Source organism: Virgibacillus oceani (assembly GCF_014638995.1).
GTDB lineage: Bacteria > Bacillota > Bacilli > Bacillales > Amphibacillaceae > Virgibacillus_E > Virgibacillus_E oceani.
Window position 1 is genome coordinate 1 of sequence record NZ_BMFR01000021.1, and the last position, 24,164, is coordinate 24,164.

Here is a 24,164-nt window from a genome sequence, read left to right on the forward strand (position 1 = left end):
TTGTCTACATATGCAAATTACTAATTTACAGTTTCTGTAAGCTGTGCAACGCTAGTGGGTCTGACCCCTTGTCCCGCTATAGGAGGTGAGGCAATGCTGGAGCTGCTTTTTATTATGCTTGAGAGGCTTGGAATTATTGTAACGATGGCATTTATATTAACGCGTTTTCGTTTTTTTCAGGATATGGTGCATCGGGATAGCCTTAACAGGAAACAGGAATTTACAGCTATTTTATTTTTTGGCGTATTCGGAATAATTGGTACCTACTTTGGTGTTGCCTTTAATACGGAAACCCATTACTTTAATAGCTTCTCATTAGAATTGACATCCGATGAGGCAATTGCTAATTCACGCGTAATTGGTATTGTACTGGCGGGATTATTAGGCGGATACAAGGTTGGTATCGGTGCAGGACTCATCGCAGGCATTCATCGGTTTACACTTGGAGGATTTACAGGAATAGCATGTGGACTCGCCACAATAGTAGCCGGAATTATTGCTGGGGCTTTCCGTAAAAAAGGAAAACACGTAAAGCTTCCTGCAGCGTTTGGCATTGGCGCACTTGCCGAGACGATACAAATGGCTATCATACTGCTTATTGCCAAGCCTTTTGACAAAGCCCTTCAGCTAGTTGATATGATTGGCATTCCTATGATTCTCGCAAACGGTGTTGGGACAGCCATATTCCTTTTAATCATCCAAAATGTTGTAAATGAAGACGAAAAAACAAGTGCACAAGAAGCACAGAGAACATTGCGTATTGCAGACCAGACCCTTGGTTATTTGCGAAAAGGAATGAATCATCAATCAGCATTGGCAGTATGCGAAATCCTGTACAAGGAAGTTAGGCCAAGCGCTGTTGCCATGACCAATCAAACTACAATACTTGCCCATATTGGCGCAGCCAGTGATCATCATACTGCAAATAGCCCTTTTCAGACACAGGCAACGCAAGAGGTTATACAGCATGGGGAATTAGTAATAGCGAATGATGATACCATTCACTGCAGTAATGAAAATTGCCCACTAGGTGCTGCAATCATTGCTCCGCTAAAACAACGCGGTTCAACAATTGGTACACTAAAGCTTTATTTTAAATCGAAAAAAGAAATGACCAATGCCAGTGTCGAACTTATGTCTGGCCTAAGCTCTCTATTAAGTAACCAATTAGAAATTGCCGAGGCAGATCGTGCGATTCAACTGGCTAAAAACGCAGAAATTAAAGCATTGCAGGCTCAAATAAGCCCGCACTTTTTGTTTAATTCATTGAATGTGATTGTTTCCCTGATCCGAATTGACTCACAAAAAGCAAGAAAGTTGTTAATGTCACTTTCTTATTTTCTGCGCAATAACCTGTCCGGTACGACCGTCAGCATGGTTTCACTAGAACAAGAGCTAAAGCATATTAAGGCCTACCTGGAAATAGAGGAGGCAAGGTTTGTTGATAAGCTTCAGATAGAATATGATGTAGATGACAATGTATTGGAAAAAAAGCTTCCACCGCTTACATTACAGCCAATTGTTGAGAACGCAATCAAACATGGAATTAAAGATTCAAGCAAAGATGCACTTGTAAAAATCTCCATCCAAAATCACAGCGATTTTATTGAAATTACTGTAAAAGACAACGGTAAAGGAATTGATCCCGAACTTGTTGCCGAACTAGGTACTGAGAAAATAGATTCGAAAACGGGTACTGGTATGGGATTATACAATGTGAACCGGCGGCTTATCATGACCTTTGGCGATAATTCGTGTTTACGAATTAAAAGTGAACTCGAAAAAGAAACGCAAATTTCATTCAGAATTCCTAATAAATTGGAGGTGACATAAAAATGACGCAAAAAATAAGAACACTAATCGCAGACGATGAACGATATGCACGAGAAGAATTAAAACATTTATTATCACAATTTCCCGTTATTAACGTGATTGGGGAAGCTGATTCTGGATCTGATGCAATTATGAAATCACTAAAGCTTCAGCCTGATGTCGTATTCTTGGATGTGGAGATGCCTGAATTAAATGGAATGGACGTAGCAAAATCATTATGTGAGCTTAAAAAAGTGCCACTAATCATTTTTGCTACTGCCTATCCGCAATTTGCTGCTGAAGCTTTTCGACTCGAAGCAGTTGATTATATTCTGAAGCCATACGATGATGATCAGCTCCAGCAAGCCGTTAAACGAATCGAACGTAAGATTCTTCCCACACCAAAAGAAGAACATGCATTTGGAAAGCTGGCAATTGAAGCAGAGGGAGAAATTCACTATCTTTTCCCGGATGAAATCCTTTATATTTATCATGAAAATAAGTATTCAACGATCATAACAAAAAAAGAAACATTTCAGGTTAAGCTTCCATTAAAGGATTTAGAAAGCCGTTTAGCGCCTCACTCTTTTTTTCGGATACATAAAAGCTATCTCGTGAATTTACAATATGTTACAAGGCTAACCCCATGGTTTAACGGGGCCTTTCAGCTCGAACTGGATGGCATAGATGAAAAGCTTTCCGTAAGCAGAAACTATGTAAAAGATCTGCGCAAGCGACTTGAATTATAATTTAACAGCATCGTACAAAGCATATTAATTACAACAGAACGCATCTTATACCAGCATTTTTACATGTTGCGACAAAATCAACATTTTTATGACATCTCCTTTTATACTGGATGAAAGCGAATACATTCAGATCAAGGGGGATTAGCATGTATACATTCATATTCGGAGTAGTACTATTAATAGTTGGCTATTTCACATATGGAAAATTTATTGAAAAACTGTTTGGAGTAAAAGAAGAGAGAAAGACACCTGCTTATACGAGTCAGGATGGTGTTGACTATTTACCAATGAACACACCGAAAAATTCACTTATCCAGCTGTTGAATATTGCAGGAGTCGGACCAATATTCGGGCCAATTATGGGAGCGCTTTACGGGCCGGTAGCATTCATTTGGATCGTCGTTGGCTGTATATTCGCCGGTGCGGTTCACGATTATTTAACAGGAATGATTTCTATTCGTAATCGCGGAGCCCATCTTCCTGAACTTGCAGGAAAGTTTCTTGGCAAATTTATGAAACACGTTGTAAACGCCTTCACAGTTTTACTGTTGCTTTTAGTTGGTACAGTATTTGTTACAGCACCTGCTGAATTGCTTCATGATCTAATGAATGGCTGGGCAGCAATGGGATACATTGTCGGAGCAATTTTTCTATACTATATTCTAGCAACGTTACTGCCAATCGATAAAATCATCGGACGTTTTTATCCTATTTTTGGTGCTTTATTAGTTATCAGTGCAATTGGTGTTGGAGCAGGCATGGTATTTACTGGGGCACCGATTCCTGAATTAACATTGGAAAACATGCATCCGGATAACGCACCAATTTTCCCATTATTATTCCTAACCATTTCATGTGGTGCTTTATCAGGGTTTCACGCAACACAAACACCAATCATATCTCGGACAACTCAAAACGAAAAACATGGACGTAAGATTTTTTATGGCATGATGATCGCGGAAGGTATTATCGCTATGATCTGGGCTGCAGCTGGTATGAGCCTATTTAACGGGCCAACTGGATTAAATGAAATTCTAGCAAACGGTGGACCGGCAGCAGTTGTTAGTGAGGCGTCTACGATAATGCTTGGAGCTATAGGAGGAACACTGGCAATCTTAGGTGTAATTATTCTGCCAATTACATCCGGTGATACTGCTTTTCGTAGTGCAAGAATGATTATTGCCGATTACTTTAACTATTCGCAAACGAAGATACTCAATCGTCTTTGGATTGCACTTCCATTATTCGTTATTTCGATTGCTTTAACACAAATTGATTTCACATTATTGTGGCGATACTTCTCCTGGGCAAATCAGTCAACCGCAGTAATCGCACTATTTATCGGGTCTATGTATCTATATATCGCAAGGAAAAATTATTGGGTGTCACTAATTCCAGGTGCATTTATGTTAATGGCAACGACAACGTATATTTTAAATGCCAGTATCGGATTTGGATTATCACTTCGTACTTCCTATATTGGTGCCGCCATTATTTCAGTCATTCTAATAGCCATTTTCTTCTACGCGGCCAAAAATACACGTACGAAGGATATCGCACTTGAAGAAGATGTATCGAAATGGAGTAAAACTGCATAGTGGTTATCATGCAAAGCCGTCCCATTGATATAGGACGGCTTTGTTAATTGAAGCATTACAAGGAGTGCAGCCTTGGCCTATGAACGTCAGCGTGCAGCTTCAGAAACCCCAAATCGCAAACTTGCAATAATAATATGTTTTTAAGCAATATTCCGTTTATGTTCGATAGCATTCAACCGTTTGTTATTCGTCGCAATAACATAAATAACAATCGCCCATATTATAACCGCAATTATCGAACCAATGTTGAAAATTCCTTTATCGGCCGTCCACATGATTGAATAGCCAATAGAACCTAGCAATAACGCATAATAGAAAAATGGCACAAGCGTTTTCCGAATTACGTGTCCCTCTTTTCCTACCAGACCGACAACGGCAGACGCAGCAACAACGTTATGCACACAAATCATATTGCCCGCTGCACCACCAACTGCCTGAAGTGCAACCATCCATGCCGGGTCACCTCCGATATTCTCACCTACACCGAATTGGAAGAGCGAAAACATCATATTACTGACGGTATTACTGCCCGCTACAAATGCACCTAATCCACCAATGAAGGTTGCAAAAATTGGATAAACGGAACCGGCAAGATCCGCAACACCCTCCGCTAATACGAGAGGCATTTTTTCGTAACCCGATGCACCGCCACCTGAATTAAGAAATACTTGCACCATTGGAACAGTGAACACAAGAGCTGAACCCGCAGCAACCATTGTTTTACCGGAATCTTTCCAAGCCCTGGCGAATTCCCTTCCTTTCATTCCATGCATATAATATGTTACTACTGCAACAACGATAAAAATGAATCCTGGTGAAAAGAGAATTTCCCAGCTCGAGGATATTTCCGTTCCAAAAATGTTTGGAATTGTAATCTTTGCGGACTTCAGCCAGTCACCAGCAACTGTTAACCTCGAAATTAATAAAAGAACAGCAATTAAAACATAAGGAGCCCATGCTCGCCACATACTAATCTTACCCGCATAGATATCACTTTGCTTAAGTTCAACACGACCAGTCCAAGTTGGGTCCCAGCGGTCTTTTGCCTCGAAATCCCAAATTTCATTTTCTTTAGGCATAAGAAAGCCTTTTTTAGCAGCAGGAATAACAATTGCTAAACCAAGTAAACCACCAATCATGGAAGGAAATTCAGGTCCCAGTAAATTTGCCACAATAAGATAAGGTATTGTCATTGCCAGGGAGGCAAATAATGCAAATTTCCAAACCTTTAATCCTTCACTGAACGATTTGTTTTTCCCAAAAAATCGTGTTAATATACCTACCAAAAATAATGGGATTAATAGTCCTGCAATCGTGTGAAGCAAGGCTACTTTTCCAGCTACTCCAAATACAAAGTCGGAAACATTGGCAATTTGGGTAAGTGGCTCAATTCCTGTACCTACCCCAACAATCATCGGTGTACCGACAGCACCAAATGATACTGGTGTACTTTGAATTACCATGCCGGAAACAACTGCAGCCATTGCTGGAAATCCGAGTCCAACCAGCAGCGGTACCGCAACTGCTGCGGGTGTACCAAACCCTGCTGACCCTTCAATAAATGAACCAAAAAGCCATGCAATGATAATAACTTGAATGCGGCGGTCTGGGGTAATATCGGTAAAACCGCGTCGTATGGTGTGAAGCCCTCCGCTTTCTTGAAGTGTGTTCAAAAGTAAAATCGCACCAAAAATAATGAATAAAAGTGTAATAGCGACGATAAGACCATGAACAGATGCAGCAGCGACTTTCGGAAATGCTACATCCCATACGAAAAGTGCCAGTAATACGGCGACAATGTAGGAAAGCGGCATTGCTTTACTTGCTGGCCATTTAAGTCCGACTAGAAAAACAGCAACAACAATCACAGGAAGTAAGGCCAGAATAGCTAATGTTCCAGTGCCCATTTTTAATTCCCCCTCATAGAATGATTTATATGAAACAACAGCATCAATTCCTGTTCTGTTCATGAATTGACTGCGGAATTGATATTGTTATATAACGAGATATTAGCCTTCTCTTCCTCTTGTTGTGTTCATAATCAGCCTTGTTCTACAGGATTACGAAGCTCACCGATTTCAGCGATTTTACATACTATTTCGTCTCCGTCCTTCATCATTTCTGCACCAAGCGGACTTCCGGTTAAAATCACGTCGCCTGGCTCCAGTGTCATTACAGTGGAAAGGTATGCAATCATCCTTCTTAATGAAAAAATCATAAGTGATGTTTCGCTGTCTTGCTTTTTGTCTCCATTTAAATATGCTTCCACTCTGATCTTGTCTGGGTCAAGCTTTGTTTCGATGTATGGACCTAGCGGTGTAAAAGTGTCAAATGACTTTCCTATTGTCCAATGTCCAGCTTCATGAAAAAATTGCGGTGCTGTAACATCATTGGCGACGGTATAGCCGAAAATATAGTCTGTTACGTCTTTTTCCGGAATATTTCTAGCACGTTTTCCAATTACCGCTGCAAGCTCAGATTCAAATTTTACTTCCTCTGCTTCTCCAGGAATGACGATCGGTTTCCCACTCCCAATTACAGAGGAAATCGGTTTATAAAAAAACACAGGAATTGCCGGCAATTCGATAGGCAACTCGTCTGTTTTCCCAACATAGTTCGCCCCAATGCCAATCACATGTCTTGGTGTGAGCGGTTCTAATAATTCAACTTGTTCAAAACGATGTATTATTTCTGTATGCATCCAATCAGAAAATATGTCACCCTCAATTTGCTGAAGGCCATTATCTGTTACGATTCCTTGCAAGATTGTGCCATTAGTTTGTTTTTTAAATCTAGCAAATTTCATCATTTCCACTCCTTACCGGGACAGAGGACCTGTCCCTCTGTCCCGTCTCATCCTTGTTTGACCTCGACACACCGGCCGGGCTGCGGGAATAGTTTACCAGGGTTTAGCAGGTCGTCTGGATTGAATACTGCACGTATGTTGGTTTGTGCTGCCATTTCTTCATCACTAAATATAAATCGCATTTCCGCTGACTTCTCAATACCTACACCGTGTTCACCAGTTATAGAACCGCCAACATCAGCACATACCTTTAAACATTCCGAACCCGCTTTTGCAGCACGCTCGCTTTCCCCTGGAATACGTGCATCGAACAATATAAGCGGATGTAAATTTCCATCACCTGCATGAAAAATATTTGCAATACGCAGATCATATTTTTTACTAATTTCAGCAATTCTGATTAGTACTTCAGGCAATCGTGTTCTAGGAATCACACCATCTTGAACTAGGTAGTCAGGTGAGATTGCTCCCATTGCCCCGAAGCCCATCTTCCGGTTTGCCCACCATAGCCCGCGTTCTGCCTCATCCTTTGCCACTTTTACTTCTCGTACATTATTGTGCTTGCATACGGTAAGGATTTCGTCAATTTGGTCATCGATTCCCGCTGCGATTCCATCCACTTCTATAAGCAGGAACGCAGCAATGTCCAGCGGATGGCCAACTGGATAGGCAGCAGATTCAACACCTTCAATGGCTATGGAATCCATCATTTCAAGTGCAGCTGGAATAATGCCGGCTGCTATAATCTCCGAAACTGCTTGACTAGCATCATTTATATCATCATAATACGCAAGAACGGTTTTTTTACCTTCAGGATTCTTTAATACCTTTACTGTAATTTTGGTTACTATGCCAAGCGTTCCTTCCGAGCCTGTTAACAATCCAAGTAAATCATACCCCGGTTGATCAGGAATCCCATCTTCACCGATTTCAACTACCTCACCGTTAGGAAGAACAATTTCAAGCCCCAGAATATGGTTTGTCGTTACTCCATACTTTAAACAATGCGCTCCACCTGAATTTTCAGCAACATTGCCACCAATCGTACATGCATATTGGCTGGAAGGGTCTGGTGCGTAATAATAGCCCTTATCAGAAATGGATTGTGTCAGCTTAAGATTAACAAATCCGGGCTCAATCACTGCTTTTCTATTATCCAAATCGAGGTGAAGCATTCGTTTCATCCGAACCAGACTAATGATGACCTCACCTCCGAGTGGTGTTGCACCCCCACTCAAGCCTGTTCCCGCCCCGCGTGCAATATAAGGAATTCTTTCCCGATTTAAACATCTTACAACCTGTGAAACATGTTCCGTATTTTTTACAAAAACGACCGCTTTCGGCATTCCTTTTGTCATTGTATAGCCGTCACATTCATAGGAAATAAGGTCTTCCTTCAAATAAAGTACTTCCCTTTCGCCAACAATATTCATTAATTGCCGAACGACGGCATCTGGATTCACTTTATTGCGTTTTTTGCGTGCCAAACCCTTCACCTCCTATGATTCTATCGATTTCCTTGCCTTCTCTTTATCCTTTTCATAAGCCCAATCTAGTAATTGGACGGTATGCACAACTTTTTCACTTCTTCCATGTTTTTGTACACCCATTGCGATTTGCAGCATGCAGCCTGGATTCCCCATTGAAATCATCTCAACATCGTCAGGAACATCGTCAATTTTTCGATCAAGGAGTGCTCCTGCCATCTCAGGATGTGTAAGGTTATAGATTCCAGCACTGCCACAGCACCTGTCGGCATCAGGTAAATCTACCATTTCTACACCTGGGATATCCTTTAATAGCTGACGAGGTTCAAAGCGCACTCCCTGCCCGTGAGCTAAATGGCATGCATCATGGTAGGTAATTTTTGTTTTAACTTCTGATTTTGGACGTTTAAAGTCGTTGTCATACAAAAATTTGGACACATCTTCAACCTTTGCCGAAAACTCTTCCGCCAATGGGAGCATGTCAGGATCATTCCTGAAAAGTTCATGATATTCCTTTAGTGCACAACCGCAGCCAGCCGCATTTACAAGTACTTTATCGTAATCTTTAAATGCTTCCATGTTCCGCTTCGCTAACCTTTTCCCAGTTTCTCTGTCACCTGCGTGAACGTGAAGAGCACCGCAGCACCCCTGTTCTTTCGGAAGCCCGACTTCAAAACCATTATGTGTAAGTACACGTACAGTCGCTTCGTTGACGTCACTGAACATGACGTCCATTATACAGCCCGCAAGCATGCCTACCCGTTGCTTTGTCTCGCCTTCAGCTGGAACAACTTCCGGATATCTCCCTAATACAGGTTTTCCGACATCCGGGAGAATGGCTTCCATCTCTTTCAAGTGTTTTGGCATGACATTGAGCAAGCCTGTTTTTCTTGCAACACGCTGCATACCGCTTTTTTGGTAAAATCGCATTAATCCACCAAGTGTTTTCATTCGTTTCTGGTTCGGGAAAAAGCCCTGCAATGCCGTTTTGCTAAGGGCGCCTGAGAATCCTGTTAATGGCATTGCCTGGCGAATTTGCCCGCGCGCCTCTTCAATTAAACCTCCAACCTGGACGTCTGCTGGACATGCCGTTTCACAGGCACGACAATCGAGACAATCGAATACAGGTTTCGAAAAGGCATCATTTACATCAATTTTGCCTTCTGCTACGGCTTTTATTAAATAGACACGTCCTCTAGGAGAATGCTGTTCCTCACCAGTTTCCTGATACGTTGGACAAGCCTCCAAACACATGCCGCAATGAACACAATCGGCCCATTTCGTCGCATCTGGAAGATCGTCCCAAAGAAAATTTCCTAGCGTTTTCGTTTGACAGGGTGTATCATTTTTCTCCGAGTTCAACATAGCAGCCAGTCTGTTTTCTTCTGCATTCATGTTATATACCTCCCACAAAACGCTTGCGATTCATGATATTTTTCGGATCATTAGTTTGTTTAATGCCTTCTAATAAGGCAAAATACCCCGGCTTTTCACCCCAAACTCCAACCGGCTCTCTTAGCGCAAACGGCAAATGGGTACATACAGCATAGCCGCCTTTTTCTTCTGCCATTGCCCTAACAGCCCTTATATAAGAAACAATATCTTCTGGAAATCCTTTTACATATACTTTAGAAATCCCATGACCAACACCACCATGTGCTTCGACCCCAACATGATGCACTTCAGCAACCTTGTCAATTGCTCCTAAGATAATGGGAACATCTAAATTATTGCTTCCGATTTTCAGTGCTGCTTGAGTGTCAGCATCGTGCTTGCTATCGTTGTATCCATTTGGCCCTAAATGACGGAACCCTTCCCACCACTTTTTTGCTTCCTCCTCATGCTTAATGGAATGCACAACACCATTCGGAAAATGATCTTTTACCCATTTTTCCTGATCAAGAACAGCATTTTTCCTGTCCTCAAATGCAATCGCAAGTGTATAATTCTTTTTTCCAGTCACTTTTTCCGCAATGGTAGGGGTTAGAACTTCAAGCGAGACCGGCTCCATCTTTGAATCGAGCAATTGTATCGCAAATTTTCGAATGTCCTGTTCTTTACCGTCGTGGAACTGAAGAAGGGACAGCCCCTCATACTTTGGAATCGGGCGCAATTTTATCGTAATTTCACTAATTATTCCAAGTGTTCCCATCGAACCAATGAAAAGCTTATTCATATCGTAACCCGCTACATTTTTTACAACTTTACCGCCTGTACGAATTACACTTCCGTCCGGATATACAATTCTCATACCTATAACCAAATCCCTCGCAGATCCGTACAGCAATCGTTTCGGTCCACTATCATTTGCCGAAACAATCCCGCCAATTGTTGCCAATTCAGGCCAGGAAGTATCCAGTGCGACACGCTGCCCATGGTTACGTAATTGATCCGTGATTTCCTTTAATGTCGTACCGGGTTTCACTGTCATAGTCAGGTCACCAACCGAATGCTCTACAATCCCTTTGTAGCTGGCAAGTGACAATAAAATATCAGCTCGTTCGATTTCCCCACCGAAGCCACGCTTGGTGCCACCTGAAACAACATTAACTGTTTTATCGTGTACGTAAGCATATGCAAGAACCTTTGAAATATCTTCCTCAGATTTCGCCTCAATAAATTGCAGCCCGCCGTTTCCAAGAGGGTGTCCCATTTCATCATTTACCCTAATTTGTTCTTTCGGCAAAACCTCCTCCAGATAAGAAGGAATCATGCTACTGTACCTCCTTTGAAACAAAGCGTCAGTGGAACAGTGGGTCAGCTCCCCTGTCCCAGTTAAGCCTTGTCTCAGATTATATGCCTATATGTTAAACCGTTTAATCACTTGAATTCTGTAAATGATGGTGCAGCAATTCTTCAACATAAGTAAGATGACTTAACATCGCTGTACGGGCCCTTACTGAATCATTTGCTTCGATAGCATCATATATAGCGACATGCTGCCCCATTACAGCCGATGACAAATTTATATCTGACAAAATAACGCGATGGGTATCCATAATTCCTTTTTTCATTGTTGATGATACCGCTTCCATTAAATTAATTAATAATTGATTACCACTAGCTTCTGCAATTTGCTGATGAAAACGGTAGTCTGCTTCCCAGCCTTTTAAAGTGGTAGCCATTAACAATTGGTCCAATGTTTGTTTCATAGAATCTATCTGGACAACTGAAGCATGAACAGCAGCCATTTCAACAATTCCGGCTTCTAAAATTTTGCGAACCTGATATAATTCGTTAATATCGCTTTCCCTAAAAAGCAGTACACCCGAGAGTATCTGGTTTGGATCAGTAGAGCGGACAAAGGTTCCTTCGCCATGTTTCACTTCAACTAGTCCTTTCCCTGTTAACGTTGTTATCGCATCGCGTACAGCGGAGCGTCCGACTTCAAACATGGAACATAATTCCCTAACAGATGGAAGCTTTTCATCTGGGTGAACCTTACCAGAATGAATCCAGCCTTCAATCTGTTCCACAATAATCTCAGACACCTTTTTTCTTGATACTTTCTCAGCTTGGAGCACATAAATACCCCCTTCGCACTTTAGATATGTTGTCTGCTTATCACATATCCGATAACTTAATTTAAATTAAAGCAGTGCACCATAACAAAGTCAAGGTAATATTTAAAATAATCCAAAAAGTCACAAAACAAGATTCCCTTCCCTCTATTTCGACAAAAGTCGCGAGGACCCCCAACCCAGTAAAATGGGACAAAGGGTCTGACCCCCTGTCCCGGGACAGGGGGTCAGACCCTTTGTCCCATTGCTTTTGCTTCGAGACGGCGGCGGTGAAGGATTGGTTCTGTATAGCCGCTTGGCTGCTCTTTTCCTTTGAAAACTAGATCACAAGCTGCTTGAAAAGCAACTGAATTATCGTAGTCAGGTGCCATTGGTCGATAGTCCCCATCTTCAGCATTTTGTCTGTCAACAACCTTGGCCATGCGCTTTAGTGTATTTACCATTTGTTCCTCTGTGCAAATCCCATGATGAAGCCAGTTAGCAAGCATTTGACTAGAAATGCGCAATGTCGCACGATCTTCCATAAGTGCTACATTGTTAATATCCGGAACTTTGGAACAGCCAACACCTTGCTCAACCCAGCGTACAACATAACCAAGCAGTGTTTGTGCACTATTATCCAGTTCCACCTGAATCTCCTTATCAGACCAATTAATCTTTTCAGCAACTGGAATTTGTAAAATCTCATTGCGAAATCCTTTTACCTCTTCCGCGAGTTTCTCTTGCACCTTTTTAACATCAATTTCATGATAATGAAGTGCATGCAATGTCGCTGCTGTTGGCGATGGAACCCACGCGGTATTCCCTCCTGCAAGTAAATGACCTCTCTTTTGTTCGAGCATAGCTGCCATCAAATCCGGCATTGCCCACATCCCTTTGCCAATTTGCGCTTTTTCCTTAAGACCTGCATCCAAGCCGATACGTACATTATTTTTCTCATAACCATCAAGCCAGACCGAAGCCTTCATTTCACCTTTTCGTATCATAGAACCGGCTTCCATTGATGTATGAATTTCATCTCCTGTACGGTCAAGGAAACCTGTGTTAATGAAAACTATTCTTTCTTTAACCTCATTAATACAATTTTTTAAATTCAGGCTTGTGCGTCGTTCTTCATCCATTACACCAATCTTAAGTGTATTGCGTTTCATCTCAAGCATATCTTCAATACGATCAAACAATTCATTGGCAAATGCCACCTCTTTTGAGCCGTGCATTTTTGGCTTCACAATATAAACAGAACCTTGCTCGGAATTACGGTATTGCCCATTTCCTAAAAGATCGTGTTTGGCCATTAAGCTTGTAAACACACCATCCATTATGCCTTCAGGGATTTCCTGTCCGTCAGCATCCAGAATTGCATTGTTCGTCATCAGATGACCAACATTACGGATAAACATAAGTACACGACCAGATAGTGTAATCGTTCCACCATTATTCCCTGTATAAGTTCGATCAGAGTTTAATTTACGCGTTATTTCTTTTCCATTTTTAGTGAAAACAGACGTTAAATCTCCCTTATTCAAACCAAGCCAATTACGGTAAACGAGTGTTTTATCCTCGGCATCAACAGCTGCAACAGAGTCCTCACAATCCATAATAGTTGAAGTGGCGGACTCTAAGTAAATGTCCTTCACACCCGCTTTGTCTGTTTTACCAATCGGATGATTTCGATCGATTTGAATTTCAACATGAAGTCCATTATTTTTCAATAGGATAGCTGCAGGCGCATCCGTATCCCCTTGGTAGCCGACAAATTTAAATGCATCATGAAGCCCTGTCGTTGTATTATTTTCAAGTGTTACTTCTAATTGTCCGTTAACAATAGTATAATTTGCCGCTTCTTTATGCGATGCTTCTTTTAGTGGTACGTTTTTATCAAGGAAGTCTTTGGCGAAAGCAATAACTTTGTCTCCGCGGACAGGGTTGTAGGAATCCAATTTCAAAGCACCGCCTTTTTCACTGATCACATCTGTTCCATACAGTGCATCATATAATGATCCCCAGCGTGCGTTAGCAGCATTAATCGCATAGCGTGCATTGTCTATTGGCACTACAAGCTGTGGTCCTGCCTGCAGCGTAATGACATCATCAACATTTTCAGTCGTAATGTTAAAATCCTTTACCAGAGGCTCCAGATAACCGATTTCTTCCAAAAACGCTTTATACTCCGCAAAATTAAATGTGTCATTTTCCCTATGCCATGCATCAATTTGCTTTTGAAGATCATCACGTTCTTTCAGCAACGCTTTGTTCTTAGGGGTCAAATCAGTTACAAGCTTACTAAAATCTTTCCAAAATTTCTCACTATCCAAGCCAGTATCCGGAAGTGCCTCGGAATTCACAAAGTCGTAAAGTACTTTTGCTACTTGAAGATTGTCTGTTTTTACGTAATCAGCCATCTATAATTCCTCCCTTTTCATCTATCCCTATTTTAATGGGGGTGTAGCATAAACAGAAATATATGTTTTGCATGAACGTTATTCCTTTCGGCTATACCTTATAGTATAATAGGGAAAAATTATACAAAGGGGTGCCACTAATGGATGTAAGGCAGATAGAATATTTTGCGGAAGTTGCGAAACAATTGAACTTTACAAAGGCCGCCCAAGCACTTCATATTTCCCAGCCGTCATTAAGCAAGACAATTAAAAACCTCGAAACCGAACTTGGTGCACCGCTTTTCTATAGGGGCGCCAACCAATTGGATTTAACTGACGCCGGTAAAGCATTCTTAATCAATGCAAAGAATGTCCTCGATGCTTTTGAAAATTTAACCTCTGAACTAAACGATGTCATTGACTTAAAAAAAGGTGAAATAAAGATTGGGATACCCCCGATTATTGGTGCCGCATTCTTTTCTAAATTAATCAGCAATTACAAAGAAACATATCCTTCCATTGATTTAATACTAACTGAAGTTGGCAGTAACAAAATTAAAAACGGGGTTGATGAAGGTGAACTTGATATTGGATTGATCTGCAATCGTCCTGTTCAAAAAGAAAACTTTGAAACAATTAAACTATTAAAGGATCCGTTAATGCTGATCGTGCAAAAAGACAATCCATTAGCTAACAGAAAATCAATCGAATTCTCCCATATTGAAAAAGAACCCTTTATCTTATATAGACATGACTTTTCTTTGCATGACCGGATTATAGATGCATGTGAACAAAGCGGTTTTTACCCTAATATCGTTTGTGAAAGCTCACAAAAGGACTTTATGATCGAAATGGTCGAAGCTAAATTAGGTATAGCCCTATTACCGAGTAAAATTTGCAGCCAGATTACCAACGAAAATATTGCAGCCATCCCTTTTAACAAACCTATTGTAAATCTTGAATTAGGGATGATCTGGAAAAAGAACAGATACCTGCCATATGCAGTACGCGAATTTATCACCAAAGCGAAACAAGGGGACGGCTCTTTGGGACAGGGGGTCAGACCCCACTGTCCCAAAGTTGAATAACACAGAAAAGCGGGACAAGGGGTCTGACCCCTTGTCCCGCTGCATAATCAGTCTATTTTATTGCCTGTATAAAGTGCTTTTACCTCATCTGCACTGAGGGCTTCTTTAAAAATTCGAACTTCATCTACTAAGCCTTTTGTCTGAAGTCCATCAGGTCCCCAAGGTGCACCGCCAATAATTAATGGGTTATCATTAGATGCTATCGGAGTCGTTCCCGCTGCAATACTAGCTATCTCTTCTCCATTTACATAACCGGTAACCTGGCCATTTTGTTTCCACGTTAATGCTAAATGTGTCCATTCGTTGGAAGCAATCGAACCTTTATTAAAGCTGAACCTGCTTCCACTTTCATCCCACATTTCTGGATAAAGTCCGCCATCAACTCCAAGAACATACCCATCTCCTATTGACGTTTTACCAATAATTTTCTGATCTGAATCCGCGTCCTCAAGGTTAACCCACAATCCGATGGTATATTCATCATCACCATTCAACAGTTCTGTAGAAGGAATTTCAATCCAGCCACCATTTAATTTAATAGCATTTCCTACCTTTCCTTCTACAAATGAAACGTCACCTTGAATTGTTCCATCATGTCCATATGGTGATGCGTCCTCTATATTATCTTCAAAATCAAGTGACAGAACTGGTCCATCATGAAGAGCCTTTAACGTTCCAGTTAATTCATTAATTTTGACTTGATGTATGCCTAATGCAACATCACTTACGCTAAAAGTAACATCTTTGCTTTCACCGGGTGCAAGGGTAATTGTTTTCGATTCAATAGATTCACCGTCAAAAGAAAAGTTAATTTTCTTGTCGCCGGCAAGTAAACCGATATTCGCAACATGAACTGAAATCTCAGCGTTTCCTCCCGGTTCAACTGTAGGTGCAGAAAGCTTGGAAACATCAAAGATTGGCACTTGTTCTACCTCATCTTTGTATTTCCACTTTCCCTTACCCGGGTTACCACCAGTATTTAATCTTGTTACAGAGGTAATTAATGCGTTGATGTCTGCACTTAGTTCTTCTTTTGCTTCTTTTGAAATGTCCTTAGATTTTTTCTTCATGAATTTCAGCAGATCTTCGAGTTTTTTAGCAGCCTGTTTAAAGTGATCTTTCTCAAATTGATCTTTAGCCTGTCTAAGCTTTTTATCAAATTGCTTGACTAAAGAACCATTCATATCACCGGAATCCCGATAACCTTCATAACGATCTCTCACATGCGCAAACTTTTCATCTGTATTTCCAAACCCCAGAAATTCAATTTCCGCAAATGAAGTAGAACCATCTTCTCCACCTTCCGTTACCGCCAGTCGATATAAACTATACTCACCGGGATTCTGAATCATAAATGGCTTTGTAAAATCACGCCATTTAAAATTAACAGCTGTTCGTTTATCAGCAATCGTCCACTCTTCTCCATCGTTAGACCCTATTAATGTCCAGCTTTTCGGATCTTCCCGGTCATTGTCACCCGATGTAATGGTGTACATTAACGCTCTTTCCTTACCATCTTTAAACTGATATTGAATCCATGGTTTATCACTGTCCAGAGTCAATTTCGTATCCGAGTTATTATCGAAAAGACGGTTCGCAACTCCCTTGTCACTATGATAGGCATTACCATCAGCATCATTTGTTAAATCCTTCAATGGATCAGGCAGCAGTGAAGAACCATCTGTTGAACGATCTGTCATAGATGTTGGCAATGCATCGTTACCGGTTCCCCAATCAGACGGTTCCGGACCCATGTCAAATTCAAGTGTTGCACCTTCTGCCAACAAATCATGTGGTAATGTTGTCTTGTTATAGGACTTGCCATTCACCTTTAAGCCTTGTACATATTTATTCTTTTTACTTACATTTGGTGCTTCGATCACCAGATCTTTGCCATTTTCCAAATGAATCGTCATTTTTTCAAAATATGGTGCACCGATTGCATATTCCGGTGATCCCATTTGTAATGGATAAAATCCTGCTGCACTGAAAATATACCATGCAGACATTTCACCATTATCTTCATCACCTGGGTACCCCTGGCCAATTTCACTTCCTATATACAGACGTGAAAGCACCTCGCTGACTTTTTCCTGCGTTTTCCAAGGCTTGCCGGCATAATTGTACATATAGGCGATATGGTGGGCAGGCTGATTGCTGTGTCCGTACATTCCCATACGGACATCCCTAGCCTCACGTATCTCATGAATGATACCACCATAATGACCTGGATATTGGGCGGTTTCTGGTGTTGTAAAAAATTTATCCAGTTTTTTTGCCAGTTCTTCCCGGCCGCCATAAAGATTCGCTAACCCCTGACCGTCTTGCGGCACGTGAAATGCCATATTCCACGCATTTGTCTCCGTATAGTCGCCGCCCCATTCTCTAGGGTCAAAATTCTCAGGCGTTGAACCCCATTTCCCTGAAGCATTTTTACCCATAAAAAATTCTGTCTCCGGGTTAAACATATTTACATAATTTTGAGCGCGTGACCAATAGTAGTTATAATCTGCTTGATACTGTTCATATTTCGGGTCATCTTTGTCAGTCTTTTCCATAAGCACCTTCGCCATGTTGGCAATCGCAAAATCATTGATATAGCCATCCATTGCCCAGGACATACCTTCACCGGTTGAATTACTCGTATAACCGTTAAAGATAGACGTGGATAATCCTTTCCGGCCGACACTTTGATCTTCACTTGCGACAGCCGCATTCTTAATTGCTGATTCATAATAGGCTTCTACATCAAAGTTGGTTACACCTTTCTGATAAGCATCACCAAACGCCACATCTGAGCTGGTACCAACCATTAGGTTTGCATATCCAGGAGAAGACCACCTTGAGATCCAGCCGCCATCTTTGTACTGTTGGACGAACCCATCGATCATTTCCCCAGCCTGTGTTGGTGTCAATAATGTGTATGCTGGCCATGTTGTTCGGTACGTATCCCAAAAACCGTTATTTACATATGGCTTTCCTTCAACAATCTTTGCTCCTGTTTCTGTAGCTGTATTTTCGCCTGTTTTATCAGAAAACGGACTGGCATATTGATAAACAGGATTATCTTTTGTACCAGTATTTTCATAGGCTGCATTTGGATATAAGAATAGACGGTACATGTTCGAATATAATGTTACAAGCTCATCATTTGATGCACCTTCTACTTCAATAATACGAAGCTTCTCATTCCAAAGTTCTTCTGCCTTTTCCTTTAAATCTGCAAAACTATCATCAGACTTAATATCCTGTTCCAAGTTCTTCTTCGCTTGTTCAACACTAATTAGCGATGTTGCAATTTTCATTGTGACCGTTTTATCACTGCCAGATGTATCAAATTGCAAATAACCTGCGACATTATCTCTTCCCTCACCGGTTAATTTACCACTATCGGTTACAGGCTTATCGACGGTCGCATAAACAAACATTCTTGTTGCTCCTGTTGACAGACCACTTTTAACATCAGTGTAGCCAGTGATTGTCTGTTTATCTGGGTTTAGGGTCAAACCGCCATTATTGTTTACATTATCAAAAACGAGATTTGACGTATCTTCTGTAAATGTGAACGTAAACATTGCTGCTCGATTCGTTGGAGTCATTTCTGTTTGAATACCATTTTCAAACGTCACACTATAGTAATGAGGTTTTGCGATTTCATTTTTATGCTTAAATGGAAGAGCCCGTTCATTGCGATCGGCGCTTGGGCTATCTCCACTTGACGGCATAACCTGGAATGTCTGACGATCCCCCATCCAAGGGCTTGTTTCATGACTTAAAGAAAATGCCTCTATTTCTGGAAGATTATCATCGTTATTTGATTGCTGATAGCTATAAAGCCAGCTCGTTGAACCAGCGTCCGTTGCTGGTGTCCAAAAATTAAATCCATGCGGAACAGCTACAGCAGGAAAATTGTTCCCGCGTGAAAAAGTTCCATTTGAATTCGTTCCCCTTAAAATATTGACGTAATCAACAGGACTTGCGTAGATTTCCTGCTTTGGATTACCTTCAATTTTGATATCGTCAATACTTCCTTTAAAGACACCCGGACCTTCAGGGTTCTTGTAGGCAACTAGTATTCGATCAATGGTTTTTCCATCTGCAACGGAGCCAATGTCGGCACGTTTATAGTTCCATTGATTTGGATAAAGTGTATCCGATTCTCCCTGTTTCTGCGGGTTCAAAACAACACCATGCTGATCCCTTACTTCCAGTTCGCTCAAATAGGTTCCATCCGTAAATACTAGATCAATAGACACATACGTGCTGGAATAATCCAGCTGCTCCTGATCCACGAATTGTGGATGGATATAATAGGATAGCTGAGCATCCGGAGTTACCTCAATATTCACATCGTAAATTTTGTTATACGCATATGCCTCCCCCTCAGCCTCATGTCTTCCCTCATAAGTTAGAGCTTTTTTGCCGGTCCAGCCAACTCTGGTTTTAGCAGTATAGCTGCTCGTTGGGCCGTCACTAACGTATGTTTTCATATCTGATGGCGGGGGCGGTGGAACATCAACACCATTAGATAAAGCGACCTCTGCTAATTGGGTAAGCCCGTCTCCTGCATTTTCCGTAATCGTTAAACGGTAGTACTTATATGCTTCCTTATTTTCAAATTCAAATATTTTTCTTTCATACCTTTCCTCAAAAACCTGATCAGTTCTTGTATCTAGTTCGACCCAGTTTTCTTTATCGTTAGATCCCGCAAATTTCCAATTTTTCGGGTCTCTTCCAGGTGCATCATTTGCCGATGTCAGCGCATATTTCACTAGTTTTTCCGGCTCCGCGAATGAAAATTCAATCCATGTACTAGATTCAAATGCAAGCCATTTTGACTGTGCACTGCGATCAATCAGATTTGTTTCCACCTCATTCGGGGGGTTGCTGGCACTCGCTCTAATTTCCTCTACACGGTTTGTGATATCCCCTTGAATGGAATCATAAGGAATATCTCCTATCACACCTGAAGTCATTTTATTTCCTTCACTATCTACTTCCGATGTATTTTCCCAAGTTGGCTGCGGGTCGCTTGCTTCAAACGATGAAGTGAAGTCACTTGCTGCAGCCGCGTTTGTCATAGTCTTTTTTACTGGTGAGATTGGAAGTAACGAGACTACTAAAAGCAAACATAGCATACTAGATATTTTCGGTATAAACGTTTTCCTCACTACTCATCCTCCTTGTAGATATAGATTACCAATTAATTTAGATATGATTTCCCTCCCTCTCTATGCTATTCCTTTATATCTTTCACCCTATTACTATCAGTACCAGTATAATTTAAGTTTTTGCAAACGCTTTCAAAAAAGAATGGACTTTTTTAAGAATTTCTAGACTATTATAAGAAATCAACAACACCCAAACTAGTATAACATTCCTATATTCAGGACACGAAGTCAGGTTCAACGTCCCACAGCAAGAACAAAAGCGGGACAAGGGGTCACAGACCCCTTGTCCCGCCTTCACTATCCTTTTACTGATCCTGCCAGTAGTCCTCTCACAAAATACTTTCCTAGAAAAATATATACGAGCAATGTCGGCAGTGCTGCCATTAAAGCGCCTGCCATTTGGACATTCCATTCGACAATTTGACTTCCGGATAAATTCTGCAAGGCTACCATAATCGGCTGATTATCGTTCGTGGTTATCGTTACGGCGAACAAAAACTCGTTCCATATATTCGTAAATTGCCAAATAGCCACAACGACAAACCCCGTAATCGACAATGGAATAATGATATGTCTAAATATCCCTAAGAAATTCGCACCGTCTATCTTGGCTGCCTCAATCATCGTATCTGGAATATTTGCGTAAAAGTTCCGGAACATTAACGTTGTAATCGGTAACCCATACACAACATGCACAAGAACCAATCCCGGTATCGTATTATACAGGTCAATCGTTCGCAAAAATTGAATAAGCGGGATTAGTATACTTTGATACGGAATAAACATCCCAAATAAAATAAACGTAAATAGGATATCTGCACCCTTAAACTTCCACTTTGACAATACATACCCATTCATTGCTCCGAGCAAGGCTGATAATAATGTTGCCGGTACAACAAGATAAATACTGTTCATAAAATTAGGTGCCAGATTCGTAAATGCTTCCGCATAAGAACTAAAGTCTATCGAAGTCGGAAGTGCCCACATTTGTGCGAGCGATACCTCATCTAAAGGCTTTAGACTCGTTACAATGATGACATAAATAGGCATTAGAAAAATAATAGCCAAAACGATCAAAATTAAGTATTTGATGAACTTTCCCAAGTTAAATGCCGCCATTAATTATCACCCTTTCTACTATTCCATAAATATGGAACAATAAATACTGCTACTAAAAGTAACATGATAATTGCGATAGCAGCCCCATTCGCGTAATAATTTCCTCTGAACGTTGTTTCAAACATATAGACACCAGGTACATCGGTAACAAAGTTCGCACCTGATCCCGTCATTGCATAAATCAAATCAAATATCTTCAATGAGATATGAGCCATAATGATGACGACACTCATCGTAATGGGCAATAGCATAGGTAGCACAACTTTCCGGTAAACTTGAAATTCACTCGCACCGTCCATCCTAGCCGCTTCCCGTAATTCATCAGGAATCCCTCGTAATCCAGCTAAATACATTGCTAATGAAAATCCAGTCATTTGCCACACGGCAGCAATAACAACCGCAATAATCGCTACAGGCAAACCAAATTCAATACTTCCCCATTCAAATCCAGCTAAAATATTTGTATCCGTGTACCATTTCGGCTCAATCCCAAACACACTTAAAAACTGATTAAATCCAGTTGACGGATTTAGCAGCCATTGCCAAACGACACCAGTAACAATGAAGGATAATGCCATTGGGAAAAGAAATATGTTACGGAAAATCGATTCACCTTTCAATTTCTGATCAATTAAAATAGCAAGACCCATCCCCATAACAATTACAAGACCAATAAATAATATCGTAAAAAACAATGTATTTCGTAAATCCGCCTGGAAACGAAAATCGTTAAATAAATAGATATAGTTTTTCAAACCGGCAAATGAAAAATCTGGTACAAGCGTATTCCAATTACTCAGTGAAACATACCCGGTCCAGCCGATAAATCCATAAACAAAAACAAGTATTAAAATGATTGACGGAATCAAAAATGCAACAGCAGTCCATTGATCCTTTGTAAACCTCTTTTTATGCTTTGTCTGTATATTTTCTGCCACTATAGATCCTCCTAACTCGAGGTTGGTGAAATAGCTAAAGGCTGCCCATATTGGGACAAGGGGTCAGACCCTTTGTCCCGTTTTTCAGGCAGCCACATATGCTTTTATATGCTACATTTCAGGTGCTGCATTTTGTAATGCTTTGATAAAGGTATCTACATCTCGTTGTGTAACAAAGATATTTACAGCCTGGTTTGCCTTTGTTAAAAATCCTTCAGATGCTGCGGACCCGTGAGCAAGACTTGGAACTAATCTCGCTCCCTTGAAATCCTCCATTGTTTCTTGACCATACTCATCGTATTTTGATTTATCCGCATCAACACGTGCTGGAATAGATCCTTTTAATGGATTAAATGCATCCTGACCTTCCACAGAACCAAGTACTTTCAAAAATTCCTTCACATCATCTGGATTTTCAATACCTTTAGGCAATCCAAATGTATCCGTAATAATAGCAAAACTTCCATCAGTTGCTGGGAATTCAAAGTAACCAAAATCCTTGTTTGTTTCTAATTCCAAATCATTTGAGAAATACCCTTTTGCCCAGTCGCCCATATTAAGCATTGCAGCTTCACCATTTGCTACTAACTGCGCGGAATCCTGCCAGTTACGTGAAGCGTGATCCTCATTAATATAATCTAGCATCTTGCCGAATTTCTCAGCCGCCTCTTTTACACGTTCATCATCGAACCCAATTTCGCCTTCGAAAAGCTTCTTGTAATCATCCGGTCCTAAAACCCCGAGTAACACATTTTCGAATATCTGTGTTGCGGTCCATGCTTCTTTGTCACCTAAGGCTAATGGTGTTACACCAGCTTCCTTCAGTTTATCTGCCGCTGCAAAGAACTCATCAAACGTTGTAGGTACTTCAATTCCATTTTCCTCAAATACCTTCATATTATAAAAGATTACATTCCCGCGATGAATATCGACTGGAACAGAATATATATTTCCATCCTTACTTACTAAATCAATTAATTCTTCTGGGAACTTATCCATCCATCCATTTTCTTCATAAAAATCGTTTAACGGCTCCATTTTATCAGCTGCTACCCAGCCTTCATTCAGCTCGTCACCGCCGTGAACCTGGAATGTTGATGGTGGATCGTCACCCTGCATTCTTGTTGCAAGAACAGCTTTTGCGTTTGTGCCAGCTCCACCGGCGACAGCAGCATTTTCGATTTCAATATCTGGATGTTTTTCTTCAAATAAATCAATTAATGCAAGTAAACCATCTTCCTCACCTGCACCCGTCCACCAGCTGAAAATTTCTACTTTTTTCCCGGCACTTTCACTTTCGCCGCTGTCCGAATCACCGCTATCCCCTGATGAATCCGAACTGCACGCCGCCAGCACAAGCGCTAGGACTAAGAGTAATATAAATCCATATAATTTCTTCACTGCTATTTCCCCCTTTATTTGATAACGCTTACAAGTAGTATAAAAAACTTTCTGCTGTTAGCGGTTAATCAATTTCTGTACATTTTTACTATT

The 24,164-nt window shown here is 40.9% G+C and carries 15 protein-coding genes; 4 read left to right on the forward strand and 11 right to left on the reverse strand.

The window, feature by feature from the left end:
• Positions 1-93: 93 nt before the first annotated feature.
• The 3 genes from IEV74_RS17135 to IEV74_RS17145 all read left to right on the forward strand — a co-directional run bounded on the left by IEV74_RS17135 (position 94) and on the right by IEV74_RS17145 (position 4,159).
• The gene (locus IEV74_RS17135) at positions 94-1,833 is read left to right on the forward strand and encodes a sensor histidine kinase (RefSeq protein WP_188456595.1); all 1,740 of its coding nucleotides are present in this window, start codon (positions 94-96) and stop codon (positions 1,831-1,833) included.
• A gap of 2 nt (positions 1,834-1,835) precedes the next feature.
• The gene (locus IEV74_RS17140; protein ID WP_188456596.1) at positions 1,836-2,561 is read left to right on the forward strand and encodes a LytR/AlgR family response regulator transcription factor; all 726 of its coding nucleotides are present in this window, start codon (positions 1,836-1,838) and stop codon (positions 2,559-2,561) included.
• Between the two features lie 146 nt (positions 2,562-2,707).
• Positions 2,708-4,159, forward strand: coding sequence for a carbon starvation CstA family protein (locus IEV74_RS17145; RefSeq protein WP_188456597.1), 1,452 nt, complete (start codon positions 2,708-2,710; stop codon positions 4,157-4,159).
• A 140-nt stretch (positions 4,160-4,299) separates the two neighbouring features.
• Here the strand turns inward: IEV74_RS17145 and IEV74_RS17150 are convergent, their stop codons facing one another.
• The 7 genes from IEV74_RS17150 to IEV74_RS17180 all read right to left on the reverse strand — a co-directional run bounded on the left by IEV74_RS17150 (position 4,300) and on the right by IEV74_RS17180 (position 14,375).
• Positions 4,300-6,066, reverse strand: a complete 1,767-nt coding sequence (locus tag IEV74_RS17150; protein ID WP_188456598.1) for an L-lactate permease — start codon at positions 6,064-6,066, stop codon at positions 4,300-4,302.
• Positions 6,067-6,200: 134 nt separating this feature from the next.
• Positions 6,201-6,965: a fumarylacetoacetate hydrolase family protein gene (locus IEV74_RS17155; RefSeq protein WP_188456599.1), complete on the reverse strand. Its 765-nt coding sequence runs from the start codon at positions 6,963-6,965 to the stop codon at positions 6,201-6,203.
• A 47-nt stretch (positions 6,966-7,012) separates the two neighbouring features.
• A complete protein-coding gene (locus IEV74_RS17160; RefSeq protein ID WP_188456632.1) occupies positions 7,013-8,398 on the reverse strand; it encodes an FAD-linked oxidase C-terminal domain-containing protein in 1,386 nt (461 codons plus the stop codon).
• 66 nt (positions 8,399-8,464) lie between these two features.
• Complete coding sequence (locus tag IEV74_RS17165; protein ID WP_188456600.1) at positions 8,465-9,847, reverse strand: (Fe-S)-binding protein; 1,383 nt, start codon at positions 9,845-9,847, stop codon at positions 8,465-8,467.
• 1 nt (position 9,848) lies between these two features.
• Positions 9,849-11,165, reverse strand: a complete 1,317-nt coding sequence (locus tag IEV74_RS17170) for an FAD-binding oxidoreductase (protein WP_188456601.1) — start codon at positions 11,163-11,165, stop codon at positions 9,849-9,851.
• A 103-nt stretch (positions 11,166-11,268) separates the two neighbouring features.
• Positions 11,269-11,976, reverse strand: coding sequence for a FadR/GntR family transcriptional regulator (locus IEV74_RS17175; protein WP_188456602.1), 708 nt, complete (start codon positions 11,974-11,976; stop codon positions 11,269-11,271).
• A gap of 224 nt (positions 11,977-12,200) precedes the next feature.
• Positions 12,201-14,375 carry a malate synthase G gene (locus IEV74_RS17180; RefSeq protein ID WP_188456603.1) on the reverse strand — a complete coding sequence of 725 codons (2,175 nt, stop codon included), beginning with the start codon at positions 14,373-14,375 and terminating at the stop codon, positions 12,201-12,203.
• Positions 14,376-14,515: 140 nt separating this feature from the next.
• Here IEV74_RS17180 and IEV74_RS17185 point away from each other — a divergent pair, with 140 nt between their 5' ends.
• Positions 14,516-15,442: a LysR family transcriptional regulator gene (locus IEV74_RS17185; RefSeq protein ID WP_188456604.1), complete on the forward strand. Its 927-nt coding sequence runs from the start codon at positions 14,516-14,518 to the stop codon at positions 15,440-15,442.
• A gap of 47 nt (positions 15,443-15,489) precedes the next feature.
• Here IEV74_RS17185 and IEV74_RS17190 read toward each other — a convergent pair whose 3' ends face one another.
• From IEV74_RS17190 to IEV74_RS17205, 4 genes are all read right to left on the reverse strand, one after another.
• The gene (locus tag IEV74_RS17190; RefSeq protein WP_188456605.1) at positions 15,490-20,613 is read right to left on the reverse strand and encodes a GH92 family glycosyl hydrolase; all 5,124 of its coding nucleotides are present in this window, start codon (positions 20,611-20,613) and stop codon (positions 15,490-15,492) included.
• Positions 20,614-20,910: 297 nt separating this feature from the next.
• The gene (locus IEV74_RS17195) at positions 20,911-21,663 is read right to left on the reverse strand and encodes a carbohydrate ABC transporter permease (RefSeq protein ID WP_373284368.1); all 753 of its coding nucleotides are present in this window, start codon (positions 21,661-21,663) and stop codon (positions 20,911-20,913) included.
• Between the two features lie 68 nt (positions 21,664-21,731).
• On the reverse strand, positions 21,732-22,670 hold the full coding sequence (locus tag IEV74_RS17200; protein ID WP_229683231.1) for a carbohydrate ABC transporter permease: 939 nt from the start codon (positions 22,668-22,670) through the stop codon (positions 21,732-21,734).
• Positions 22,671-22,781: 111 nt separating this feature from the next.
• Positions 22,782-24,071: an ABC transporter substrate-binding protein gene (locus tag IEV74_RS17205; protein WP_188456607.1), complete on the reverse strand. Its 1,290-nt coding sequence runs from the start codon at positions 24,069-24,071 to the stop codon at positions 22,782-22,784.
• Positions 24,072-24,164: the final 93 nt, after the last annotated feature.